General features: G+C 43.9%; 20 protein-coding genes. 4 read left to right on the top strand and 16 right to left on the bottom strand.

Translation table 11 applies throughout. The features are described 5' to 3' along the window. The first annotated feature begins 57 nt into the window (after window positions 1–57). Window positions 58–432 carry a hypothetical protein gene (locus EIZ39_RS06680; RefSeq protein ID WP_129198731.1) on the top strand — a complete coding sequence of 125 codons (375 nt, stop codon included), beginning with the start codon at window positions 58–60 and terminating at the stop codon, window positions 430–432. 70 nt (window positions 433–502) lie between these two features. Here EIZ39_RS06680 and EIZ39_RS06675 read toward each other — a convergent pair whose 3' ends face one another. Continuing rightward, window positions 503–1,621 (bottom strand): M20/M25/M40 family metallo-hydrolase, encoded by a 1,119-nt coding sequence (locus EIZ39_RS06675; RefSeq protein WP_129198729.1) that lies wholly within the window; start codon window positions 1,619–1,621, stop codon window positions 503–505. Window positions 1,622–1,700: 79 nt separating this feature from the next. Then, complete coding sequence (mce, locus tag EIZ39_RS06670) at window positions 1,701–2,141, bottom strand: methylmalonyl-CoA epimerase (protein ID WP_129198727.1); 441 nt, start codon at window positions 2,139–2,141, stop codon at window positions 1,701–1,703. Window positions 2,142–2,301: 160 nt separating this feature from the next. Here mce and ftsW point away from each other — a divergent pair, with 160 nt between their 5' ends. Next, window positions 2,302–3,459 carry a putative lipid II flippase FtsW gene (gene ftsW, locus EIZ39_RS06665; RefSeq protein WP_129198725.1) on the top strand — a complete coding sequence of 386 codons (1,158 nt, stop codon included), beginning with the start codon at window positions 2,302–2,304 and terminating at the stop codon, window positions 3,457–3,459. Between the two features lies 1 nt (window position 3,460). Beyond that, window positions 3,461–3,556: a stressosome-associated protein Prli42 gene (gene prli42, locus EIZ39_RS26435; protein ID WP_164984941.1), complete on the top strand. Its 96-nt coding sequence runs from the start codon at window positions 3,461–3,463 to the stop codon at window positions 3,554–3,556. Window positions 3,557–3,769: 213 nt separating this feature from the next. Here the strand turns inward: prli42 and EIZ39_RS06660 are convergent, their stop codons facing one another. The 8 genes from EIZ39_RS06660 to EIZ39_RS06625 all read right to left on the bottom strand — a co-directional run bounded on the left by EIZ39_RS06660 (window position 3,770) and on the right by EIZ39_RS06625 (window position 14,065). Further along, on the bottom strand, window positions 3,770–5,029 hold the full coding sequence (locus tag EIZ39_RS06660; RefSeq protein ID WP_129198723.1) for a dihydrolipoamide acetyltransferase family protein: 1,260 nt from the start codon (window positions 5,027–5,029) through the stop codon (window positions 3,770–3,772). Between the two features lie 19 nt (window positions 5,030–5,048). After that, window positions 5,049–6,032: an alpha-ketoacid dehydrogenase subunit beta gene (locus tag EIZ39_RS06655; RefSeq protein ID WP_129198721.1), complete on the bottom strand. Its 984-nt coding sequence runs from the start codon at window positions 6,030–6,032 to the stop codon at window positions 5,049–5,051. A 48-nt stretch (window positions 6,033–6,080) separates the two neighbouring features. Next, window positions 6,081–7,079, bottom strand: a complete 999-nt coding sequence (locus EIZ39_RS06650) for a thiamine pyrophosphate-dependent dehydrogenase E1 component subunit alpha (RefSeq protein WP_129198719.1) — start codon at window positions 7,077–7,079, stop codon at window positions 6,081–6,083. A gap of 36 nt (window positions 7,080–7,115) precedes the next feature. Then, on the bottom strand, window positions 7,116–8,540 hold the full coding sequence (lpdA, locus tag EIZ39_RS06645) for a dihydrolipoyl dehydrogenase (RefSeq protein ID WP_129198717.1): 1,425 nt from the start codon (window positions 8,538–8,540) through the stop codon (window positions 7,116–7,118). A gap of 16 nt (window positions 8,541–8,556) precedes the next feature. Next, window positions 8,557–9,669: a butyrate kinase gene (gene buk / locus EIZ39_RS06640; RefSeq protein ID WP_129198715.1), complete on the bottom strand. Its 1,113-nt coding sequence runs from the start codon at window positions 9,667–9,669 to the stop codon at window positions 8,557–8,559. A 39-nt stretch (window positions 9,670–9,708) separates the two neighbouring features. Beyond that, window positions 9,709–10,806 (bottom strand): branched-chain amino acid dehydrogenase, encoded by a 1,098-nt coding sequence (gene bcd / locus EIZ39_RS06635; RefSeq protein WP_129198713.1) that lies wholly within the window; start codon window positions 10,804–10,806, stop codon window positions 9,709–9,711. A 16-nt stretch (window positions 10,807–10,822) separates the two neighbouring features. After that, window positions 10,823–11,761, bottom strand: a complete 939-nt coding sequence (locus EIZ39_RS06630; protein WP_129198711.1) for a phosphate butyryltransferase — start codon at window positions 11,759–11,761, stop codon at window positions 10,823–10,825. Between the two features lie 228 nt (window positions 11,762–11,989). Further along, window positions 11,990–14,065, bottom strand: coding sequence for a sigma-54 interaction domain-containing protein (locus EIZ39_RS06625; RefSeq protein ID WP_129198709.1), 2,076 nt, complete (start codon window positions 14,063–14,065; stop codon window positions 11,990–11,992). Window positions 14,066–14,253: 188 nt separating this feature from the next. Here EIZ39_RS06625 and EIZ39_RS06620 point away from each other — a divergent pair, with 188 nt between their 5' ends. Next, complete coding sequence (locus EIZ39_RS06620; RefSeq protein ID WP_129198707.1) at window positions 14,254–14,481, top strand: DUF2627 family protein; 228 nt, start codon at window positions 14,254–14,256, stop codon at window positions 14,479–14,481. Window positions 14,482–14,504: 23 nt separating this feature from the next. On the opposite strand, the gene EIZ39_RS06615 is transcribed toward EIZ39_RS06620, so the two are convergent. The 6 genes from EIZ39_RS06615 to EIZ39_RS06590 all read right to left on the bottom strand — a co-directional run bounded on the left by EIZ39_RS06615 (window position 14,505) and on the right by EIZ39_RS06590 (window position 18,522). After that, a complete protein-coding gene (locus EIZ39_RS06615; RefSeq protein ID WP_129198705.1) occupies window positions 14,505–15,362 on the bottom strand; it encodes a hypothetical protein in 858 nt (285 codons plus the stop codon). Then, complete coding sequence (locus EIZ39_RS06610; RefSeq protein ID WP_129198703.1) at window positions 15,347–16,015, bottom strand: glycosyltransferase family 2 protein; 669 nt, start codon at window positions 16,013–16,015, stop codon at window positions 15,347–15,349. Before EIZ39_RS06610 ends, EIZ39_RS06615 begins: the two co-directional genes overlap by 16 nt. After that, window positions 16,005–16,550 carry a copper transporter gene (locus EIZ39_RS06605; RefSeq protein ID WP_164984940.1) on the bottom strand — a complete coding sequence of 182 codons (546 nt, stop codon included), beginning with the start codon at window positions 16,548–16,550 and terminating at the stop codon, window positions 16,005–16,007. The genes EIZ39_RS06610 and EIZ39_RS06605 overlap by 11 nt, the downstream gene beginning before the upstream one ends. An 11-nt stretch (window positions 16,551–16,561) precedes the next feature. Further along, window positions 16,562–17,695, bottom strand: a complete 1,134-nt coding sequence (steA, locus tag EIZ39_RS06600) for a putative cytokinetic ring protein SteA (RefSeq protein WP_240675721.1) — start codon at window positions 17,693–17,695, stop codon at window positions 16,562–16,564. 11 nt (window positions 17,696–17,706) lie between these two features. After that, window positions 17,707–17,889, bottom strand: a complete 183-nt coding sequence (locus tag EIZ39_RS06595) for a hypothetical protein (protein ID WP_129198696.1) — start codon at window positions 17,887–17,889, stop codon at window positions 17,707–17,709. A 75-nt stretch (window positions 17,890–17,964) separates the two neighbouring features. Continuing rightward, a complete protein-coding gene (locus EIZ39_RS06590; RefSeq protein WP_129198694.1) occupies window positions 17,965–18,522 on the bottom strand; it encodes a YkoP family protein in 558 nt (185 codons plus the stop codon). Window positions 18,523–18,555: the final 33 nt, after the last annotated feature.

The raw sequence follows: 18,555 nt of genomic DNA, 5'->3' as shown, positions 1-18,555 counted from the left end.
CCCATATAAATTAGGGAACATTTAATTTAATACTTCTTACATGGAGGTTATGATGACATGGACCAACACATTCACACTAATTTCACATCCACTACGGAAGCAGAACGGGCAAAGGAATATTTAGTAAGCGCGGGATTCAATCAAGTGACCATCGACGGCACCCAAATGAAAGTAATGACGAATGAGGAGAACTGGATTGCCGCCTATGAAATTTTAAACGGCCTAGGAGGGAGCTTTCAGGAAGGTGAATCAATGCCTCCAGGCTTTATGGAGCACTATCAGTTGGAGGGGGACGGTGAGGAAGGGGATCCTGGGCAGGAAGTGGACATGGTAGATGCAGACAGATATATAGATATCAATTTAGGCTACGGCGATTTTGAAATTATTGAACCGTACACTTTACATGATTACAATAAATTGACGCAGGATTAGGTGATCTAAGATTGCGGCATTTCTGGAATATAAGGGCCTCATTACTGCTGTTTGAGGCCCTCATTTTCCCTTATCCCTCTATAGCTGTCTGTACTAGCGCAACAACTAATTCTGCTGCTTTATTTAACTCTTCAATCGGCATTCTCTCGTTGGTGGTGTGAATTTCCTCGTAACCAATGGCCATGTTTACAGTCGGGATGCCAAATCCAGCTACCACATTCGCGTCACTTCCGCCGCCACTAGATAACAAACGAGGGCTACGTCCTACTCTCTTGACCGCCTCCATCGCTTTCTGTGTCACAAGGTGTTCTTCTCCAAATTTAAATCCTGGGTACATCACCTGAACATCTACATCGATTTCCGTGTTGAATTCTTCTGCAGCATCAGCGAAGGCTTTTTTCATCTTTTCTACTTGGGCCTCCATTTTTTCTGGGACGATGCTGCGTGCCTCAGCTAATACATCTACTCTTGGGCAGACGATGTTCGTCGCTTGCCCCCCTTGAATGATCCCGATATTCGCTGTTGTTTCCTCATCAATTCGACCCAATGGCATTCTCATAATCGCTCGGCTAGCTACTTGAATAGCACTGATTCCGCTTTCAGGATTTACCCCTGCATGAGCAGCCTTCCCATGAACAACTGCCTTAATCTTCGCTTGAGTTGGTGCTGCAATAATAATATCTCCCACTTTACCATTGCTGTCCAAGGCAAACCCGTAGTCCGCTTTCAGGAGGGATGAGTCTAACGCTTTTGCTCCAACTAAACCTGACTCTTCCCCAACTGTTATTAATAATTGGATAGTCCCGTGAGTTGTATTCTGCTCTTTCAAGGCACGCAACCCTTCTAGTATCGCTGCAATTCCGGCTTTGTCATCACTCCCGAGAATGGTTGTACCGTCAGATACGACATACCCGTCCTTCACACTTGGCTTAATTCCTTTCCCAGGTGTAACGGTATCCATATGACAAGTGAAGTAGATGGTTGGTCCTTCTACATTCCCTGGCAATGTCGCGACGAGGTTCCCAGCCCCATGACCTGTAATGGATGTAGTATCATCCTCAATAACTTCCAAACCAAGAGCTGTAAGTTTATCTTTAAGTACATCACAAATTTCTCTTTCGTATTTGGTTTCGCTATCAATTTGTACAAGTTCCATGAACTCTTGAAGTAATCTCTCAGGGTTAATCATTATGTATCCTCCTTAGATTATAGAAAAAGCATGTTCTATACTATCCCATTATTATAGCTTTCTACTTCTTGAATTTCCATTACTCGCCATTCCGATGATGCTCATCCTTTCCCGGCTGACAGAGCTCTAACAATACCCCATTTGTTGATTTAGGATGTAAGAAAGCGACTAAATTGCCGTGAGCACCAGGCTTTGGCACTTCGTGAATTAATCGGATTCCCTTTTCTTTAAGGTCTTGTAAACGCTCAACCGAATTATCTACCTGTAACGCAATATGATGAATCCCTTCTCCTTTTTTATCAATAAATTGGGCAATGGGGCTATCCGGGCTTGTCGCTTCTAACAGTTCTAGACGAGTCTCTCCGATTTCTAAGAAGGCCACGCGAACCTTTTCACTTTCCACCGTTTCATACCCAAGCAGCTTTAAGCCGAGCAATTCAGTATAAAATGGAACAGATTCCTCAAGACTTCTAACTGCAATACCAATATGCTCGATCTGCTTTGGCGGTTTAACAGACATAATTACAGCCCCTCTACTATGTTAATTTATATATTTGTTCTAGACTTTCAAGAAAAGTCCTGCTGTTTTCTCTGCCTACTTTTGTTTACAGGCCCCATGTAAACGTACTATAATAGTATTCTAGGATTGGTAATTAAACTAAAAAATAGGTGTTGCTCGCATGCCCAAATCACGTGGGATCCCTGATTTCCTTTTACTTTTCATGACATTAGCCTTAGTCGGATTCGGCATACTCATGGTCTTTAGCGCTAGTTATATACTTGCTTATAACGATCCCAATTATAGCGACAGTCTCTACTTTGTTAAGAAACAAGTCACTTGGGCTGTCCTTGGATCCATCATGATGCTAGTGACCATGAACATCCCTTATACGTTCTATAAAAAAAATTTTCCTATCATCGTTATCCTTTCTTTTTGTTTGCTCTTTCTCGTTTACACCCCACTTGGTGTGGTGATTAACGGGGCACGCAGCTGGGTGAGATTAGGTTCCTTTTCCTTTCAACCAGCGGAATTTGCTAAGCTCGGATTAATTATCTACTTAGCCGGTCTGATTGCAAAAAAAGGGGACAAGTTCCGTACATGGAAGAAAGGTCTCTTCCCGGCCCTTATCGTCAGTGGTACTTTTTTTATTGCGATTGCAGAGCATGACTTTGGTGGTGGCTTTATCCTTTTTGCCAGTGCTTTAGCTGTTATATTTGCAGGGGGCGCGCATTTGAAGCAATTAGCAACCCTCTGTATTCCAGTTGCCGTGGCAGCCCTGCTGTTGGTCATCACAACTCCGTATCGTCTGACTAGGATCACGACCTTCCTAGATCCTTGGAATGACGGCATGAACGGCCTAGGAACCGGATTCCAGCTGATTCAGTCTTTGTACGCGATTGCGCATGGATCTTATTACGGTGTAGGGTTCGGCAAGAGTATTCAAAAATACTTATATTTACCTTATCCCCAAACTGATTTTATCTTTGCCGTAATAGCTGAAGAATTTGGTTTGGTTGGATGCCTTGTGTTTATCTTATTTTTTGTTTTATTCTTATGGCGAATTATTCATATCACATTGAAGTGTCAAGATACTTTTGCTCAGCTTGTTGGAATTGGTGTCGTCAGTATGATTTCGATTCAGACCTTTATTAATATTGGTGGAGTTACCGGGATCATCCCGATTACAGGTGTGACGCTCCCCTTTATTAGTTACGGGGGAACCTCCCTATTAATCTGTATGATTAGTATGGGTATCATTCTGAGCATTTCTAGGGAAATCTCGAAGAAATCAGTAGACAATAAGCCTTCAGCGAAAGGGCTTAGTATAGGAGGTTAATATGATTCCAAAGAAGTATATAAAGATGGTCGTCTATTTAATTATTGTGACCATGTTGCTATCCACCCTCATTATGGGTGTAGGATTTTTTTATTAAAGCTTACGTCTAAGCGTAACGGGTTCCGTTTAGGGCGCAAGCAAGGGCATTACAACTATAATCACATCAAAATTCGCAGTTAAAATCACAAAAACAGGACTTCTCCCAACTGTTATGTTGGAAGAAGTCCTGTTTTAATTTAATCTGCATTATTGCTAACGAATCCCGATAGTGAAAAGCTTGTATTCTGACAGACTCCAATAGAAGCTCTTCTTAGTAAATCTTCGTACCTGGTCCATAGGCTTCTAGTTTCGTCTTCACACTCTGCAGAAATCTTCCACACACCAGTCCATCAAGAATGCGATGGTCCAATGACAAGCATAGATTGACCATATCACGAATCGCGATCATACTCTCATCGATAACGGCAGGTCTCTTTACTATGGATTCCATACTCAAAATGGCCGCTTGAGGCTGATTAATGATAGGAGCAGACAGGACAGATCCGAATGAGCCAGTATTATTGCAAGTAAAGGTACCCCCTGCCATATCCTCTATGGTTAGCTTACCCGCTCGAGTCTTCCGGGCTAATTCATCTATAGCCTTAGCGAGGCCATAAATACTTTTCTGGTCCGCGTCGCGAAGAACTGGAACGTAAAGAGCATCGTCAGTCGCCACAGCTATAGAAATGTTAATGGCCTTCTTGATTATGATTTTATCTCCACCCCACGCAGCGTTCATAATGGGGAACTCTTTTATCGATTCTACCACGGCCTTTATAAAGAAAGGCAAAAAAGTAAGGTTAAAGCCTTCTCTCTTCTTAAAGTCATCCTTGACTTCATTTCGCCATTTCACCAGATTCGTGACATCACATTCTATCATGGTCCATGCATGTGGAGCATCGTGTTTGCTTTGAACCATGCGGGTGGCAATCGTGCGACGGACACCGGTTAAAGGTAGAACCTCGTCACCTTCTCTGAGCATAGCATCAGATGCTTTCTTCGTGATGACAGCAGATTCAACCTGAGGGGATAAAGCCGGTTCGTTAGCAATCGACTTAACGTCAAGGTCTTGTTGGCCTCCTCCTTGATCAATGACCGCTTGCACGTCCTTTCGTGTGATTCTACCTCCAGCTCCCGTTCCTTGAATTCTGCCTAAATCTATATGATGATCCTGAGCTAGCTTCAGAACCGCTGGAGAATACCGTTGCTTCATCGATTCCTCAGAACCAACTCTTGCTGTAGTATGGGGATCAGTCTTCACTTTCTCATCTGTTTTCTCTATAGCTTCTTCTCCGTTTGTGGAAATATAGCATATCAGTGTACCTACCGCTACCGTATCCCCTTCCGGAATGACAATCTGTGTAATAATGCCGCTTAACGTGGACGGGACTTCCGCGTTTACCTTATCGGTATTCACTTCGCAAAGAGCCTCATATTTATTTACCCTATCCCCTACTTTGACTAGCCACTTTGAGATAGTGCCTTCAGTCACACTCTCACCAAGCTGGGGCATTAACACTTGTTCCGCCATACGAACCTCCTTGTGAACGTTAGAATTGAGCCAATTCCTTCATAGCAAGGTACACTTTATCGGGATTTAACATGAAGAATTTTTCCATGGGGGGACTATATGGCATAGCCGGTACATCGGGACCACATAGGCGCTTGATCGGGGCATCCAATTCGAATAAGCATTCTTCAGCAATCACGGCGGATACCTCAGCTCCTACACCTCCCTCTTTGTTATCCTCGTGGATAATAAGCACTTTCCCCGTTTTCCTCGCAGCCTGCACAATGGATTCCTTATCTAACGGATAAAGTGTACGCAAGTCTAAAATATGAGCACTAAACCCATCTGCTTCTAATTTTTCTGCAGCTTGAAGGGCGAAATGAAGCGTTAATCCGTAAGAAATGACCGTAATGTCCTCTCCTTCTCGTTTTACGTCCGCAGTTCCGATGGGAAGCGTATAATCTGTATCTGGTACTTCTCCCTTAATAAGGCGATAGCAACGCTTATGTTCAAAGAAGAGAACGGGGTCTTCATCGCGGATAGCAGCCTTTAGTAACCCCTTTGCATCATAGGGAGTAGAAGGGGCCACGACTTTAAGACCCGGTGTGTTGCAAAACATGGCTTCTACACTTTGCGAGTGATAGAGCGCACCATGTACACCCCCTCCATAAGGTGCACGAATGACTAATGGACAGTTCCAGTCCGAGTTTGAACGATATCGCATTTTCGCTGCTTCACTTACAATTTGATTTACAGCAGGCATGATGAAATCGGCAAACTGAATCTCCGCTACAGGCTTCAATCCGTAGGCAGCTGCACCAATAGCTACCCCTACGATGGCTGACTCAGCCAAAGGTGTATCGATCACACGCTGCTCCCCAAACTCTTCATAGAGTCCTTGTGTAGCACGAAATACCCCTCCCCTAACTCCAACATCTTCCCCCAAAATGAACACTTTTTTATCCCGTTGCATTTCTTCACGCAGGGCCTGCGTCACGGCATCAATATAGGAAATGACTGGCATACCTTCTCCTCCTTTATGCTTAGCACTCCATTCGCTTAGGGGTTGGCGTTAAGCTTTTTCCTTATAGACGTGGTTAAGCGTGCTTTCAGGTGTTGGATAAGGTGCATTTTCTGCGTATTCCGTCCCCTCATCTACTTCCTTCGCCACTCGGTCATGAATGACGTTTTCCATGGCTTCGTCAAGAGCCCCTGTTTCCTTTAAGTATCTATTGAAAAGTAAGAGCGGATCCCTTTCTTTGGCTTTTTCTACTTCATCACGTGAACGATAAGCACGATCATCATCATCGCTGGAATGAGGGACCAACCGATACGTTACAGCTTCAACTAAGGTTGGACCTTCCCCATTTCTAGCTCGATCCACAGCTTGCTTCGTAGCTTTGTAGACCTCTAATGGATCATTTCCGTTTATACTGATACCAGGAAAACCGTAGCCTTTTGCTCGATCTGCAATGCTCTCGCAAGCTACTTGTTTCGATAAGGGAACGGAAATTGCATATTTATTGTTCTCGCAGAAGAAAATAACAGGTAAACGGTGAACCCCAGCAAAATTGGCCCCTTCATGGAAATCACCCTGGTTGCTGGAACCCTCGCCAAAAGAGGTGAATACCACAAGGTCCTTGCCCTCCATCCGGCCGGCGAGAGCCATGCCCACTGCATGGGGAACCTGCGTAGTGACAGGACTTGAACCTGTTAAAATACGATATTTTTTTGAACCAAAGTGTCCCGGCATCTGACGTCCTCCACTATTGGGGTCCTCAAGCTTTGCAAAAGCAGATAACATGAGTTCTCGAGCTGTCATCCCAAATACAGTAACGACACCCATATCCCGATAGTAAGGGCAGATATAATCCTTCGATTTATCAAAGGCAAATGCCGCTCCGACTTGGGCCGCTTCCTGACCTTGACAGGAGATAACGAAAGGGATTTTTCCAGCTCGATTAAGAAGCCACATCCGTTCATCTACTTTTCGAGACAACAACATATAGTAATACATTTGCCTAACTTGCTCGTCAGATAATCCTAACTCATGATGCCTGTTCTTACTCATATTTGATCCTCCTTTAGGCTTGACGAAGTTTTATCGTTACGAGTGAATGGCTTTACCATTGAGAGCCAGTGCAGCTTCTCCCATGATTTCTGACAAGGAAGGATGAGGATGAATGGTATGGCTAATTTCCCAAGGAGTGGCATTTAATACAGTAGCTAGTGCTCCTTCTGCGATTAAATCAGAAACATGGGGACCAATCATATGCACACCAATAAGATCGTCTGTCTTTTCATCTGAGATCAATTTAACAAACCCATCAGATTCCCCATGAACCAGAGCCTTCCCGATTGCTCGAAAGTGGAAAACACCGGTTTTCACGCTTAATCCTTTTACTTTAGCCTCCTCTTCGGTTAGACCAACGTTGGCTACTTCAGGTCGGCTATAGGTTACTTTAGGTACCTTACTATAATCCAAGGAGGAGACATCGAGTCCAGCCATATGCTCTACAGCCTTCATCCCTTCGTGAGAAGCGACATGAGCCAGCTGCAGTCCACCAATAACATCACCTATAGCATAGATATGGTTCTCAGCAGTCTGAAAATATGGATTAACCTGGATATAGCCACCTTCTACTTTTGCGTCTGTGTTGTCTAAACCGATGTTTTCCACATTCGCCATCCGACCGACACAGATCAACAGTTTTTCCGCATGAATTTCTAAGCTACCAGACTTCTTATCAGCCTTGATGGACACGCCATTATCCCCTTTAGTCAGAGATTCCGGTAATACTCTTGCACCTGTGTGGATGGTTATTTTCCTCTTTTTCAGTAATCGGGCCATTTCCTTGCTAATATCCGCATCTTCTAGAGGAAGAATCCGTTCAGCAAACTCTACGATTTGCACCTCAACACCCAAATCATTTAACATGGAGGCCCACTCAATTCCTATCACTCCACCGCCGACAATGATGATAGACTTTGGCAATTGCTCAAGTTGCAACGCCTCATCGCTTGTTAACACGTACTCACCGTCTATATCAAGCCCTGGTAGGGTTCTCGGCCTTGAACCTGTAGCCACTAAGAGATACTTGGGTACGAGAATCTCTGAATCTCCATCCTTCTTCGTTACAGCCACAGCGCCTGCTTGCGGGGAGAAAATGGAAGGACCCATAATTCGCCCTTCCCCATGAAAGACACTAATCTTCCCCTTTTTCATTAGTTGTTGAACACCTCTGTGTAACTGATCCACAATCTTCTGCTTACGCTCCTGCATTTTTCTAAAGTTAGCGGCTAAACCTTCGATCTCTATGCCATATTCATTACTTCGAGTCATAGTATGGTAGACTTCAGCTGAACGGAGGAGTGCTTTACTTGGAATGCATCCCCGATGCAGACAAGTACCACCCAATTTGTCTTTCTCTACTACTGCCACTTTCATACCGAGCTGACTAGCACGAATTGCAGAAACATAGCCACCGGTGCCTCCTCCTAATACAACCAAATCAAATTCATTTGCTGACATCCCCCATACACCTCTCTTATTTTTCAATTACTTCTTCTATACGTTGGACATGGCCTGGGTATTCCAATGCTTGCTCTTCCTCTCTTAAAACCCGAAGCCCTCCTTGCGCAAGCGCTTGCAATTCATTTTCTCCTGGCACGATAGTAACGGGAGCAATCCAACGCACTTGGCTCTCTATCCATTGCATGAGATGACGGCTATACGCAAGGCCACCAGTAAGGATCACGACATCTACATGGCCTTGCAAGACAGTAGCTAAGGCGCCAATTTCCTTAGAGATCTGATACGCCATAGCCTTATAGACCCGTGTTGCTTTAGGATCACCCGAAGCTATTCGAGCCTCGACTACTCTCGCGTCATTCGTACCTAAATACCCGACTAATCCACCTTGGCCTACAAGCCATCTCATTACTTCATCCATTGTGTACTTCCCTGAATAACATACCTTCACGATATCCGAAACAGGCAATGTGCCTGCTCTCTCAGGTGAAAATGGCCCCTCTCCAGCCAAAGCGTTATTAACATCAACGACCCTGCCTCTACGATGAGCACCAATGGAGATCCCGCCACCCAGATGAGCGACAATAGCTTGAAGTTCTTCATAACGCTTTCCTAGGTCGTTTGCAACCTCTCTTGCAACCGCTTTTTGATTTAGGGCATGGAAAATGCTCTTCCTCTGAAAATGAGGGTGACCGGATAACCTAGCTATATCATCCATCTCATCAACCACAACAGGGTCTACAATAAAGCCAGGGATATGAAGGGAATCAGCGATCTCAAAAGCAATGAGCGCTCCTAGGTTGGATGCGTGTTCTCCATATTTCGCAGACTTTAGATCCTCAAGCATGGATGGATTGATCCGATAAGTTCCGCCGGGAACGGGATGCAATACTCCGCCTCGCCCAACGACTCCATTAAGCTTCATGATATTCATTCCCTTCTCGCTGAGCGCATCTAAGATGGCCTGCTTGCGAAAAGAGTATTGGTCCATAATGCGTGGAAATGGGTCTAGAGTTTCCGCATCATGCCTTAGTGTTTCTTCAATGATGCACTTTTCATTGTCGTAAATGCCGATCTTCGTTGAAGTAGAGCCAGGATTTATGACCAGTAGTCGAATGACGTTACGCATCTCCTATTTGTTCACTCCTCTTCCCACGCACAAGAGCTATTAACGAATCGTGCGATTAAGAATGTTTCTTTCGTTTCGAAGGAAGGTGCTGCGCGATCTCTTCACCGATTCCATTCTTTCTTCAGCTAATCGGTCTGCTGCTTTATACGTAGGAATTCCATCACGCTTCGCAATCTCAAATACCCTTAATATATTGTCATAAATCGTCTCTACCTTCTTAAGAGCCCGATCTCTATTGTAGCCCAGCAATTCATCCGCTACGTTGATGAGTCCTCCTGCATTAATAACATAATCAGGAGCATAAATAAGCCCCATCTCTGTAATCATATCCCCGTGCCGATCTTCTTTGAGCTGGTTGTTGGCTGCACCAGCGATAACTTTAGCCTTCAATTGTGGAATCGTTTCGTCATTAATGATCGCTCCAAGGGCACAAGGAGAAAAAATATCACATTCAACGCCATAGATATCCTGAACACCAACAGCCTGAGCGCCGAATTCTTGGACTACCCGATAGACGTTATCCTGGTTTATATCCGTTGCAATTAACTTAGCCCCCTCTTCATGAAGATAGCGACATAAATGGTAGGCAACATTCCCCACACCTTGTACGGCCACGGTCTTTCCTTCAAGGCTGTCAGTGCCGAATGCAACTCTAGCAGCCGCCTTCATTCCGCGATATACACCGAAGGCTGTAACAGGGGAGGGATTGCCGCTGCTTCCAAAAGCAGGGGATACCCCTGTAACATATTCTGTCTCCATGTGAATGAGATCCATATCAGCTACCGTTGTGCCCACATCCTCGGCAGTGATATAGCGCCCATTCAACCCTTGAATAAATCGTCCAAAGGCTCGAAACATCTCTTCGTTTTTATCTTTCCTAGGGTCACCGATAATGACCGTTTTCCCCCCGCCCAAGTTAAGTCCCGATGCTGCCGCTTTATATGTCATCCCTCTTGCAAGGCGCAAAGCATCAATAATTGCTTCCTCTTCCGTCGCATAGGTCCACATTCTGGTACCGCCTAAAGCTGGGCCCAACGTTGTATCATGAATAGCAATAATTGCTTTTAACCCGGAGTTCTTATCTTGGCAAAAAACTAACTGTTCATAGTCGTACTTCTCCATGTACTCAAAAATCATTTATTGCTTCTCCTCCTCATGTATGAATCAATCGTCTCATGATCCCTTGATTGTAAGTGTGATAAGCGGTAACACACGCTAAAGCAATAGAGTACAACCTGGATTCATGCGTGTCGGCACGTGATGTGACAATAATCGGTGCCTTAGCTCCAGCAATCATGCCTCCTACCCTGGCGCCTGCGAAATACACCATAGATTTATATAAAATGTTTCCAGATTCAATATCCGGTACAAGGAGAACATCTGCATTTCCTGCTACATTTCCCGTGATCCCTTTGTGCTTAGCTGCTTCTATGGAAACGGCATTATCGAGGCCAAGTGGACCATCGATATCGATTCCTCTGATCTGACCTCGCTCAGCCATTTTACTCAACAAAGCCGCTTCCACAGTGGCCTGCATATCCATGTTTACGGTCTCCACCGCTGCTACACAGGCTACCTTCGGTCTCATGACCCCTAGTGCCCGACATACTTGAGCACAGTTTTCGATAATTTGTATCTTTTGGTCTAATGTCGGAGCGATATTCATTGCCGCATCAGATAAGAATATAAACCGATCATAACGGGGCATATCAAAGACAGCTACATGGCTAAGCACCTTACCTGACCGCAGCCCTACGTCCTTATCCAATACGGACTTTAAGATATCCCTTGTCGAGACCATCCCTTTCATCACAACATCAGCATCCCCCTTATTGACCGAGGCAACAGCGTCACGACAGGCCCTCATGGGATCTCTCGTATTCACGATCTCTGCGCCTTCTAATGAGATGCATTCCTGTTCTGCAATTTCGCGTATTCGCTCCTTATTCCCAAAGAGCAAAAATTGAGCAATATCTTCTCTCACAGCAGAAGCTACGGATTGCAACACTTCAGCATCCTCAGCAACCGCTACCGAAACTCTTAAGCATGGAGACTCTTTTGCGGCTTGCAAAACATCCGATAAGGTTTTCATTCTCTCACCTTTTATAAATAAAGTAGTAAAACCTAAGGAGTTTATCCATTATTTGATGGTTTGATTCACGATTAGCTTGCGCAAAAGAGAAGCCACCTATGTAATAAGCAAGAGTCATGCCAATCAATCCAAGTGAGGTGGGGGAAAGGAGATAAAGATTCAGAGCCTATTTACCTTGCAATAAAATGCAAATTGCCTGCAATAATTTGCAGGCAATTTTATACATGGTTAATTCAGTTTATACTTTTCCATCTTGTAATAAAGACTGCGAATGGACAAACCTAGTCTTTTGGCTGTTTGAGTTTTATTTCTTCCACTTTCCTCGAAGACTTTGTATATCACATTTTTTTCTACAGCCTCTAAGATCTCGGATAGCTTTCCTGTTTGGTTGGATTGCGTCTGTTCTATTCGTGCACTCCGAGGCGGAGAGGACTCAGCCAGCGGCTTTGTGATTAAGGATGGCAGGTGATGAGGAAGAATACGGGTTTCAGTAAATCTCATATTGATAATCGATCTTCCTACTACATTTTCTAACTCACGCACATTACCCGGCCAATCATAACTTTGTAAAATTTCAAGAGTATCGGCATGCAAGTCTTCCACTGCCCTGCCGTATTCTTGATTGAATTTTCTAATCAGATGAAGAGAGAGAGGAAGGATATCCTCTTTTCGATAACGAAGAGGTGGAATCATAATGGGCATCATATTTAACCGATAATAGAGATCTTCACGAAAATGTCCTTGTTGAATCGCCTTCTCTAAATTCACATGCGTAGCCGCAATGATGCGAACATCAATAGGGATGGACTTGGTTCCCCCTACTCGGATAATTTCCTTCTCCTGTAGGACTCTTAGCAATTTGGCTTGAGTATTTACCGACATCTCCCCGATCTCATCTAAGAAGATGGTTCCTCCACTAGCCTCTTCGAATAAACCTCGTTTTCCACCTTTCTTCGCACCTGTAAACGCCCCTTCCTCGTACCCGAACAGTTCGCTTTCTAATAATTGGTCCGTAATCGCGGCACAATTGACACGAAGGAATTGACTGTATTTCCTGCTGCTCTCGTTGTGTATCGCATGGGCGAATAATTCCTTCCCTGTTCCTGATTCACCTCGTAATAGGACTGTAGCAGGGGTCATCGCCGCTTTTTGAGCTTGATCCACTGCAACGAGCATCGTATCACTAAAACCCATAATATCTTGGAAAGTATATTTAGCCTCTAACGTCCGGATAATTCGTTTCGCTCTCTCTAATTCTTCAGCCAGTTTCTTAAACTCAGTCACATCGTGAATGACCCCTACACTCCCCTTTAGTGTTCCATCCACAACGACAGGCGCTACATTCACAATGACGTCTTTCTTCTTCGGTCCAACCTTCATATGTGCCCCACGTACGGGTTTGCGAGTCTGAAGGACCTTTAAATGCATGCTTTCCCCCTCAGAGATATCTACATCTGCCGGTTTTCCTAAGATGTCCTCTGGACTTAGCCCAGTTAGTCGGGTATATGCAGGATTAATCAGCATCCCATTTCCTAACGCATCAACAACGGAAATGGCATCTTCAGAAGAATTAATAATAGCCTCTAAGAACGTCTGCACCCCTTTTAAATCCGTGATTTCTTCAGCCAACGAAAGTACCTCTGTGATGTCGCGAAACACAGCCACAGCCCCAATAATATTTCCTTGGTTGTCTGAAACCGCTACACGATTCGTAATAATCCGTTTGTTGCTTGTAAGAGCCTGTTCCCGATTCAACTCAGATTCGCCAGTCTGCAACACATGATGCAATCTTGTATTGGGGATCGTATCCTTTGCTTCGGTACCTACTACTTCTTCCCTTTTCACATCCAGAATCCGTTCCGCTGAGCGATTAAATAAGGTAATAACACCTTGCGAGTTTACCGCAACGATGGCATCATGTGTAGAGTTAAGGAATGTATTGAGTTCTTGGCTTTTTTGCTCTAATTGATGAATGAGACGTTCCTTTTGTTCAATTAGAGACATAACAATATTCGCCACAGTACCTGGAATTAAAATCGTACTCAAGGTCTTTTTCCGCTCCAAGTCATGATAAACGGTTGAATTTCCCGTGGCTTCTAGGATAACATCAATTTCTTCGGAAAAAATAAAGGGTTCATAAGAACTCGCATAAGGTATTTGATTTTCCTTAGCAAATTGAATCCCCGGAGCTTCTAAGTTGATGTCTGTTATAGAAACGATAGAGACCCACTCTATCGTTAGTAGCGCTTTCAAAAGAGCCGTTCCTCCTCGTCCGGCACCAACAATAAGGAATCTTTTGGCCATAGGTCCTCCATCTTCCATACAAAGTTATCCTGCTTAACTCTAGCATAGGTGCAGTAGGGATAAATTTCAACCAGGAGGTTAGAGTACTTACTGTTACAATCTGGAAATAGGTAGAAAAGCTTGGCGAAGCCCTTGCATTCTTGTATCATAAGAGAGGATAATTGTTCCGAAGAGGTCGGTGAGTATAGATGTTGTTAGCACAACGATTGTTGGCTGTTTTTGTGATTGTCATTCCTGGTCTTTTGGCTGGCTATGGATGGAATATCATGCGTGATGTTATTTTCTTTAGTTTCACTCCAGAAGGCGGTTCACTCCCTGTACTTAAATTTATTGGCGGACTTGCCTTATTTCTGCTCGGTGTGGCCTTTATTGCCGGTTTTTTTGTGCATCGAGATAAAAAGAAGAAAAAAATCTAAGTTATCTGTAGAAAAACCCGGATTTAAGAGTTTATCCGGGTTTTCTTCTTGTCTTTTGTTCTGCCGAGCATGTCCACCCAATGTAGAACAGGAGTATTTTGTATAAGAATGGTTAAGGAACGCTTCTCAGCATAGATATGAATGAGAATCGCGATGGTGAGAATGATCCATTTTAATGAGTTTGAAGCAAAGAACACGATCCAGCACCCGAGCACCATCCCCAAACTATTAGAGCCTGTATCCCCTAGCATAGATCGAGCTTTGAGATCACCTCGAATTAAAAATAAGCAAGCCATCACGGTAGGCAGCCAGAGAGCTACAGAAAGCGAAAGAGAAGTGAAGCTAAGTAGGAGTAAAAACAAACCAAAAAAACCTTTCAAGGCTCTCCCCGGTCTTAAATCGAGAAGGTTAATCAAGTTGGTCGTAAGAATCAACAAGAAGAAATGAAGTAATAATTCTACAAGAGAATTAGAAAACAAGATACTAACGAGCCCAGCAAGGAAAGACGCAATGACCACCTTCCAAAGACCTGTTGTAAATCTGCCTTCTTTCCACCATAAAGCAAAATGACCACCCAAGCCTTTGGCTTCTAATCCACCGAATTGATCATCTCTCCATCCTGCATAAGCAATCCCCCATATTACCGTGGTTTGTGTGAGCCAGTGTGAAAATAATCCACCGTAAACAGCGCCTGGCCAGGCAAACAGTTGGCTAAAAGGAATAAGCCACCCTACAGCCAAGGGAATCATCACCCCTTGATAGTTTGGCTTATACATCTCTTTATACTGTAGGTAACGCAGCAAATAGGGGTACAACCAAGACATAGCTAACCATAAGCCTATTCCTCCAATGCCAAGCGTCATAGCTATGGAGCCAGCCATTTTTTTCTCAGCATCCTTCCCACATCTATCATTTGTCTGCCACGATGAAAGAATCCAGCAAGATCTCTTCCCGTCTCCCTGTGACTAAAGGGAATGGGAATCTCCAAAACAGAATACCCCGAGCGAAGGACATCAATCGTCATTCCTACTTCAATTCCAAATCGAACATCCCAATGCTCGATGGAGTCTGCCGCCTCCCGCGTTAATGCCCTTTGACCTGATAAAGGAGACAAGGAATGAAAACCTGTCAGCTTATGTATGCCTTGTCTTGCTAATCCCTTGACTAATCCAAATCCAGATTTTTTCAGCGGAGGTGGAAAGACAGCAATCGTCATATCCGCTGAACCCCTCAGAACAGGCCGCAATAAATAACGGGCTAGAACAGCTGTATGACCTAAGTCACTGTCAAGAAATAACACGACTTCACCATGAGAAGCTAGATACCCCTGACGTAAGGCCTCACCTTTTCCACAATTCCCTGCAAGGGAAATCACACGATCAGCAAGTTGTTGGGCACAGTGATTTGTACTATCTGTACTACCATCATCGACAACCACAATTTCAGAAATTTCTTCTACTTGCCTAAGACTTTTAATCGTTTCAGGTAACAGCCGTTCCTCATTATAGGCGGGTATGATGGCACTAATGCTCATGGTGAATCTCCTTATACAAGTGTTGGATGTTTCTTAGCAGTTCCCATTGCTCAGTAGGATTCAGAGTAGAATCATGAAGTGTGATACGCATTTTCGAGTCTATTTGTCCATACCAGCTCGGAAGTTCTCCGTCGATAAAGATAACAGGATACACTTCGCTTGGCATCCTAGTCTCCAACCAGATGATCTCTAAACCAGCCGACTCAAGAAATTCCTCGATATGCTGAGCCGGTTCTTCCTCTGGCTTCCATATTCCAATCTTTTTCCCTTGTAGAACCGACTGATAACCGTTTGTCACCAATGCACTAAATTCCTGATTCGATTGTTCAATCCTAAAACTTAACTCCTGTATCTGCTCTTGCAATTCCTCGTTACTTTTTACTGCTTGGTCATACTTCTCCTCTATACTAAGAAGTAATGTCTGCTGTTTCTCATTAATCCAATTTTGCCCGATGCTCCCCCCCAGAATAATACCTAAACCAAGGGATAAGAATACAGCCGAGATACTGATGATATGATATCGCAAGGTGATCATTTGTCTCCCACCTACATTAGGTAAAATTTTAGCTGCAGCCATAGTAAATGCCAGAACTGACGAACGGCTGGACTAATTAAGCTTGCCGCAACAACAGGGACAGCTGCTGCGGAACTGAGGAAGAAGAAGTTTTTCCACTTTACCCTTCTCTGATAAAGCATGCTGACTCCTTTTGCATCAATCAGCTTCATCCCCATCTTCATTCGAACGAGGACGGTACTCGCCATTCCCTTTCTTCCCTTTTCTAAGAAATCAATCATATTTGAGTGTGCTCCTAAGGCAACGATCCACTCCGCACCGTGTTCATAAGCAAACAACATCGCTACATCTTCACTTGTCCCAGGAGCCGGTAGAACATGGTACGCGACATTTAGCTGTTCAAGTCTTGATCCTGCGGGCGCATAGCCATTTGGGTAAGCATGTACAATGATCTCTGCACCACTGTTGAGAGCATAGTCTGAAACACTATCCATATCCCCGATGATAAGATCCGGCGTCCATCCCTCTTCAAGCAATGCATCTGCACCACCATCCACCCCAATAAGGATTGGGTGGTAGTCTTCAATATAGGATCGTATGGCACGCAGATCCTCTCTATAATGCTTCCCTCGGACCACAATTAAGACATGGCGCTTGGACAGCTTTGTATCAAGGGGTAATCCCGGTAAGGATGAAGTAAAGAAATCCTTCTCCCTTTGAGCATAATCTAGCGTATTTTCTATGAATAAATGGAGTCGACTCTCTAGATTACCATGTGCAAGCTCTAATTTTTCAGCTACTTCCTGCTGAGTGACTTCTCTTGAAACAGCATAAGTAGCGTCCGAAAAAATAATTTTATCATCAATAATCTCGATGGTATCTCCATCATGAAATTTACTTAGATGAACTTCCGTGTCATAAAGAGGAATATGATGATGGAGAAGAATCTTTGCTCCAACACTCATATAACTTCCAGATATGGATGTGGCTGTGTTAATAACGGCTTTGACCTTAGTTGCTACGAGATCTCTTGCCGCAATTTCATCAATATCTTCGTGGCATATGACTGCAATTTGGCCCGGTTTGATTCGCTTTAGAAGATTTTTCGTTTTTCGGTCCACAATGACCGTTCCCCGAACCGTTGCTTTGATTCGCTTGGCAAACAATCTGTACCCCCCTATGAACCAGCTTCCTCCGTCCATTCGTAGACCACAAAGGCACTAAACATGGTTCTTCCATCTTTTTCAAGGACATGTGTTTGCAAGGACACAACATCCAGCTCATTTCCTTTGGCATACATGTTAATCTGATCCGTTAACACGAACTCGTTATCCGCTGTAAAGCTCTTGACCGTTCTCAAATGACTCACTCCCAACGGGACCATATTTTTCATTCTTAACGTTCAAAATCCATATTATTCATACCTCTTAAGTAATTACTGCTTTAGATAACGTTCAAAAAGCCGTTCTTTGCTCATTATCACGTACTTAGGCTCAAGCTTTCGTGTCTGGGAGAGCTTAAACTGACCATGGCAGATACAATACATAGGTATCATATAAGTCTTCTTCCAGGTGCGGTACCAATCGCTTTCAATATCAAAAGAAGAAAAACCTAGTTTCTTAATCCCTCTGTTTAACAAAGTGACACCTAATACTCCTTTTAATTCATTGGCTCTTGGATGCGAGAAAACAAACTGGGCCAATCCAGGCAGAGATTGCTCTACTGCCTGATAAACATAAAGGGCACGTCTAATATCCGAATCAAGATGACACATCTGTTTCATTAATTGATAGTTATATAAATGGATCTTAAGCAAAAGATCTCCGGGTTGAATAACCTCTCCATCATCCATGTAGATGGGCTTTCCGCGGTAGGTAGTTACCCTTACCCTAAATATATTTTCCTGACCTCTATCCACTAGCTGCAAACGATTAAACTGATAATAGATATAATCAATGACTCCCCATAAGGGCAATATCATTGTCTGGAACATATAATCACCTCAGCTATTGCTTTGCAGATAAGT

Source organism: Ammoniphilus sp. CFH 90114 (assembly GCF_004123195.1).
Taxonomy (GTDB): Bacteria; Bacillota; Bacilli; order Aneurinibacillales; family RAOX-1; genus YIM-78166.
Note: the sequence above shows the minus strand (reverse complement) of the source record. Positions and strands in the feature narration are given on the sequence as shown.

Excerpts from the sequence above, each read along its gene's own strand:
- EIZ39_RS06680 (WP_129198731.1), top strand. The coding sequence starts at position 58 with ATGGACCAACACATTCACACTAATTTCACATCCACTACGGAAGCAGAA.
- EIZ39_RS06675 (WP_129198729.1), bottom strand. The coding sequence starts at position 1,621 with ATGATTAACCCTGAGAGATTACTTCAAGAGTTCATGGAACTTGTACAA.
- mce (WP_129198727.1), bottom strand. The coding sequence starts at position 2,141 with ATGTCTGTTAAACCGCCAAAGCAGATCGAGCATATTGGTATTGCAGTT.
- ftsW (WP_129198725.1), top strand. The coding sequence starts at position 2,302 with ATGCCCAAATCACGTGGGATCCCTGATTTCCTTTTACTTTTCATGACA.
- prli42 (WP_164984941.1), top strand. The coding sequence starts at position 3,461 with ATGATTCCAAAGAAGTATATAAAGATGGTCGTCTATTTAATTATTGTG.
- EIZ39_RS06660 (WP_129198723.1), bottom strand. The coding sequence starts at position 5,029 with ATGGCGGAACAAGTGTTAATGCCCCAGCTTGGTGAGAGTGTGACTGAA.
- EIZ39_RS06655 (WP_129198721.1), bottom strand. The coding sequence starts at position 6,032 with ATGCCAGTCATTTCCTATATTGATGCCGTGACGCAGGCCCTGCGTGAA.
- EIZ39_RS06650 (WP_129198719.1), bottom strand. The coding sequence starts at position 7,079 with ATGAGTAAGAACAGGCATCATGAGTTAGGATTATCTGACGAGCAAGTT.
- lpdA (WP_129198717.1), bottom strand. The coding sequence starts at position 8,540 with ATGTCAGCAAATGAATTTGATTTGGTTGTATTAGGAGGAGGCACCGGT.
- buk (WP_129198715.1), bottom strand. The coding sequence starts at position 9,669 with ATGCGTAACGTCATTCGACTACTGGTCATAAATCCTGGCTCTACTTCA.
- bcd (WP_129198713.1), bottom strand. The coding sequence starts at position 10,806 with ATGATTTTTGAGTACATGGAGAAGTACGACTATGAACAGTTAGTTTTT.
- EIZ39_RS06630 (WP_129198711.1), bottom strand. The coding sequence starts at position 11,761 with ATGAAAACCTTATCGGATGTTTTGCAAGCCGCAAAAGAGTCTCCATGC.
- EIZ39_RS06625 (WP_129198709.1), bottom strand. The coding sequence starts at position 14,065 with ATGGCCAAAAGATTCCTTATTGTTGGTGCCGGACGAGGAGGAACGGCT.
- EIZ39_RS06620 (WP_129198707.1), top strand. The coding sequence starts at position 14,254 with ATGTTGTTAGCACAACGATTGTTGGCTGTTTTTGTGATTGTCATTCCT.
- EIZ39_RS06615 (WP_129198705.1), bottom strand. The coding sequence starts at position 15,362 with ATGGCTGGCTCCATAGCTATGACGCTTGGCATTGGAGGAATAGGCTTA.
- EIZ39_RS06610 (WP_129198703.1), bottom strand. The coding sequence starts at position 16,015 with ATGAGCATTAGTGCCATCATACCCGCCTATAATGAGGAACGGCTGTTA.
- EIZ39_RS06605 (WP_164984940.1), bottom strand. The coding sequence starts at position 16,550 with ATGATCACCTTGCGATATCATATCATCAGTATCTCGGCTGTATTCTTA.
- EIZ39_RS06590 (WP_129198694.1), bottom strand. The coding sequence starts at position 18,522 with ATGTTCCAGACAATGATATTGCCCTTATGGGGAGTCATTGATTATATC.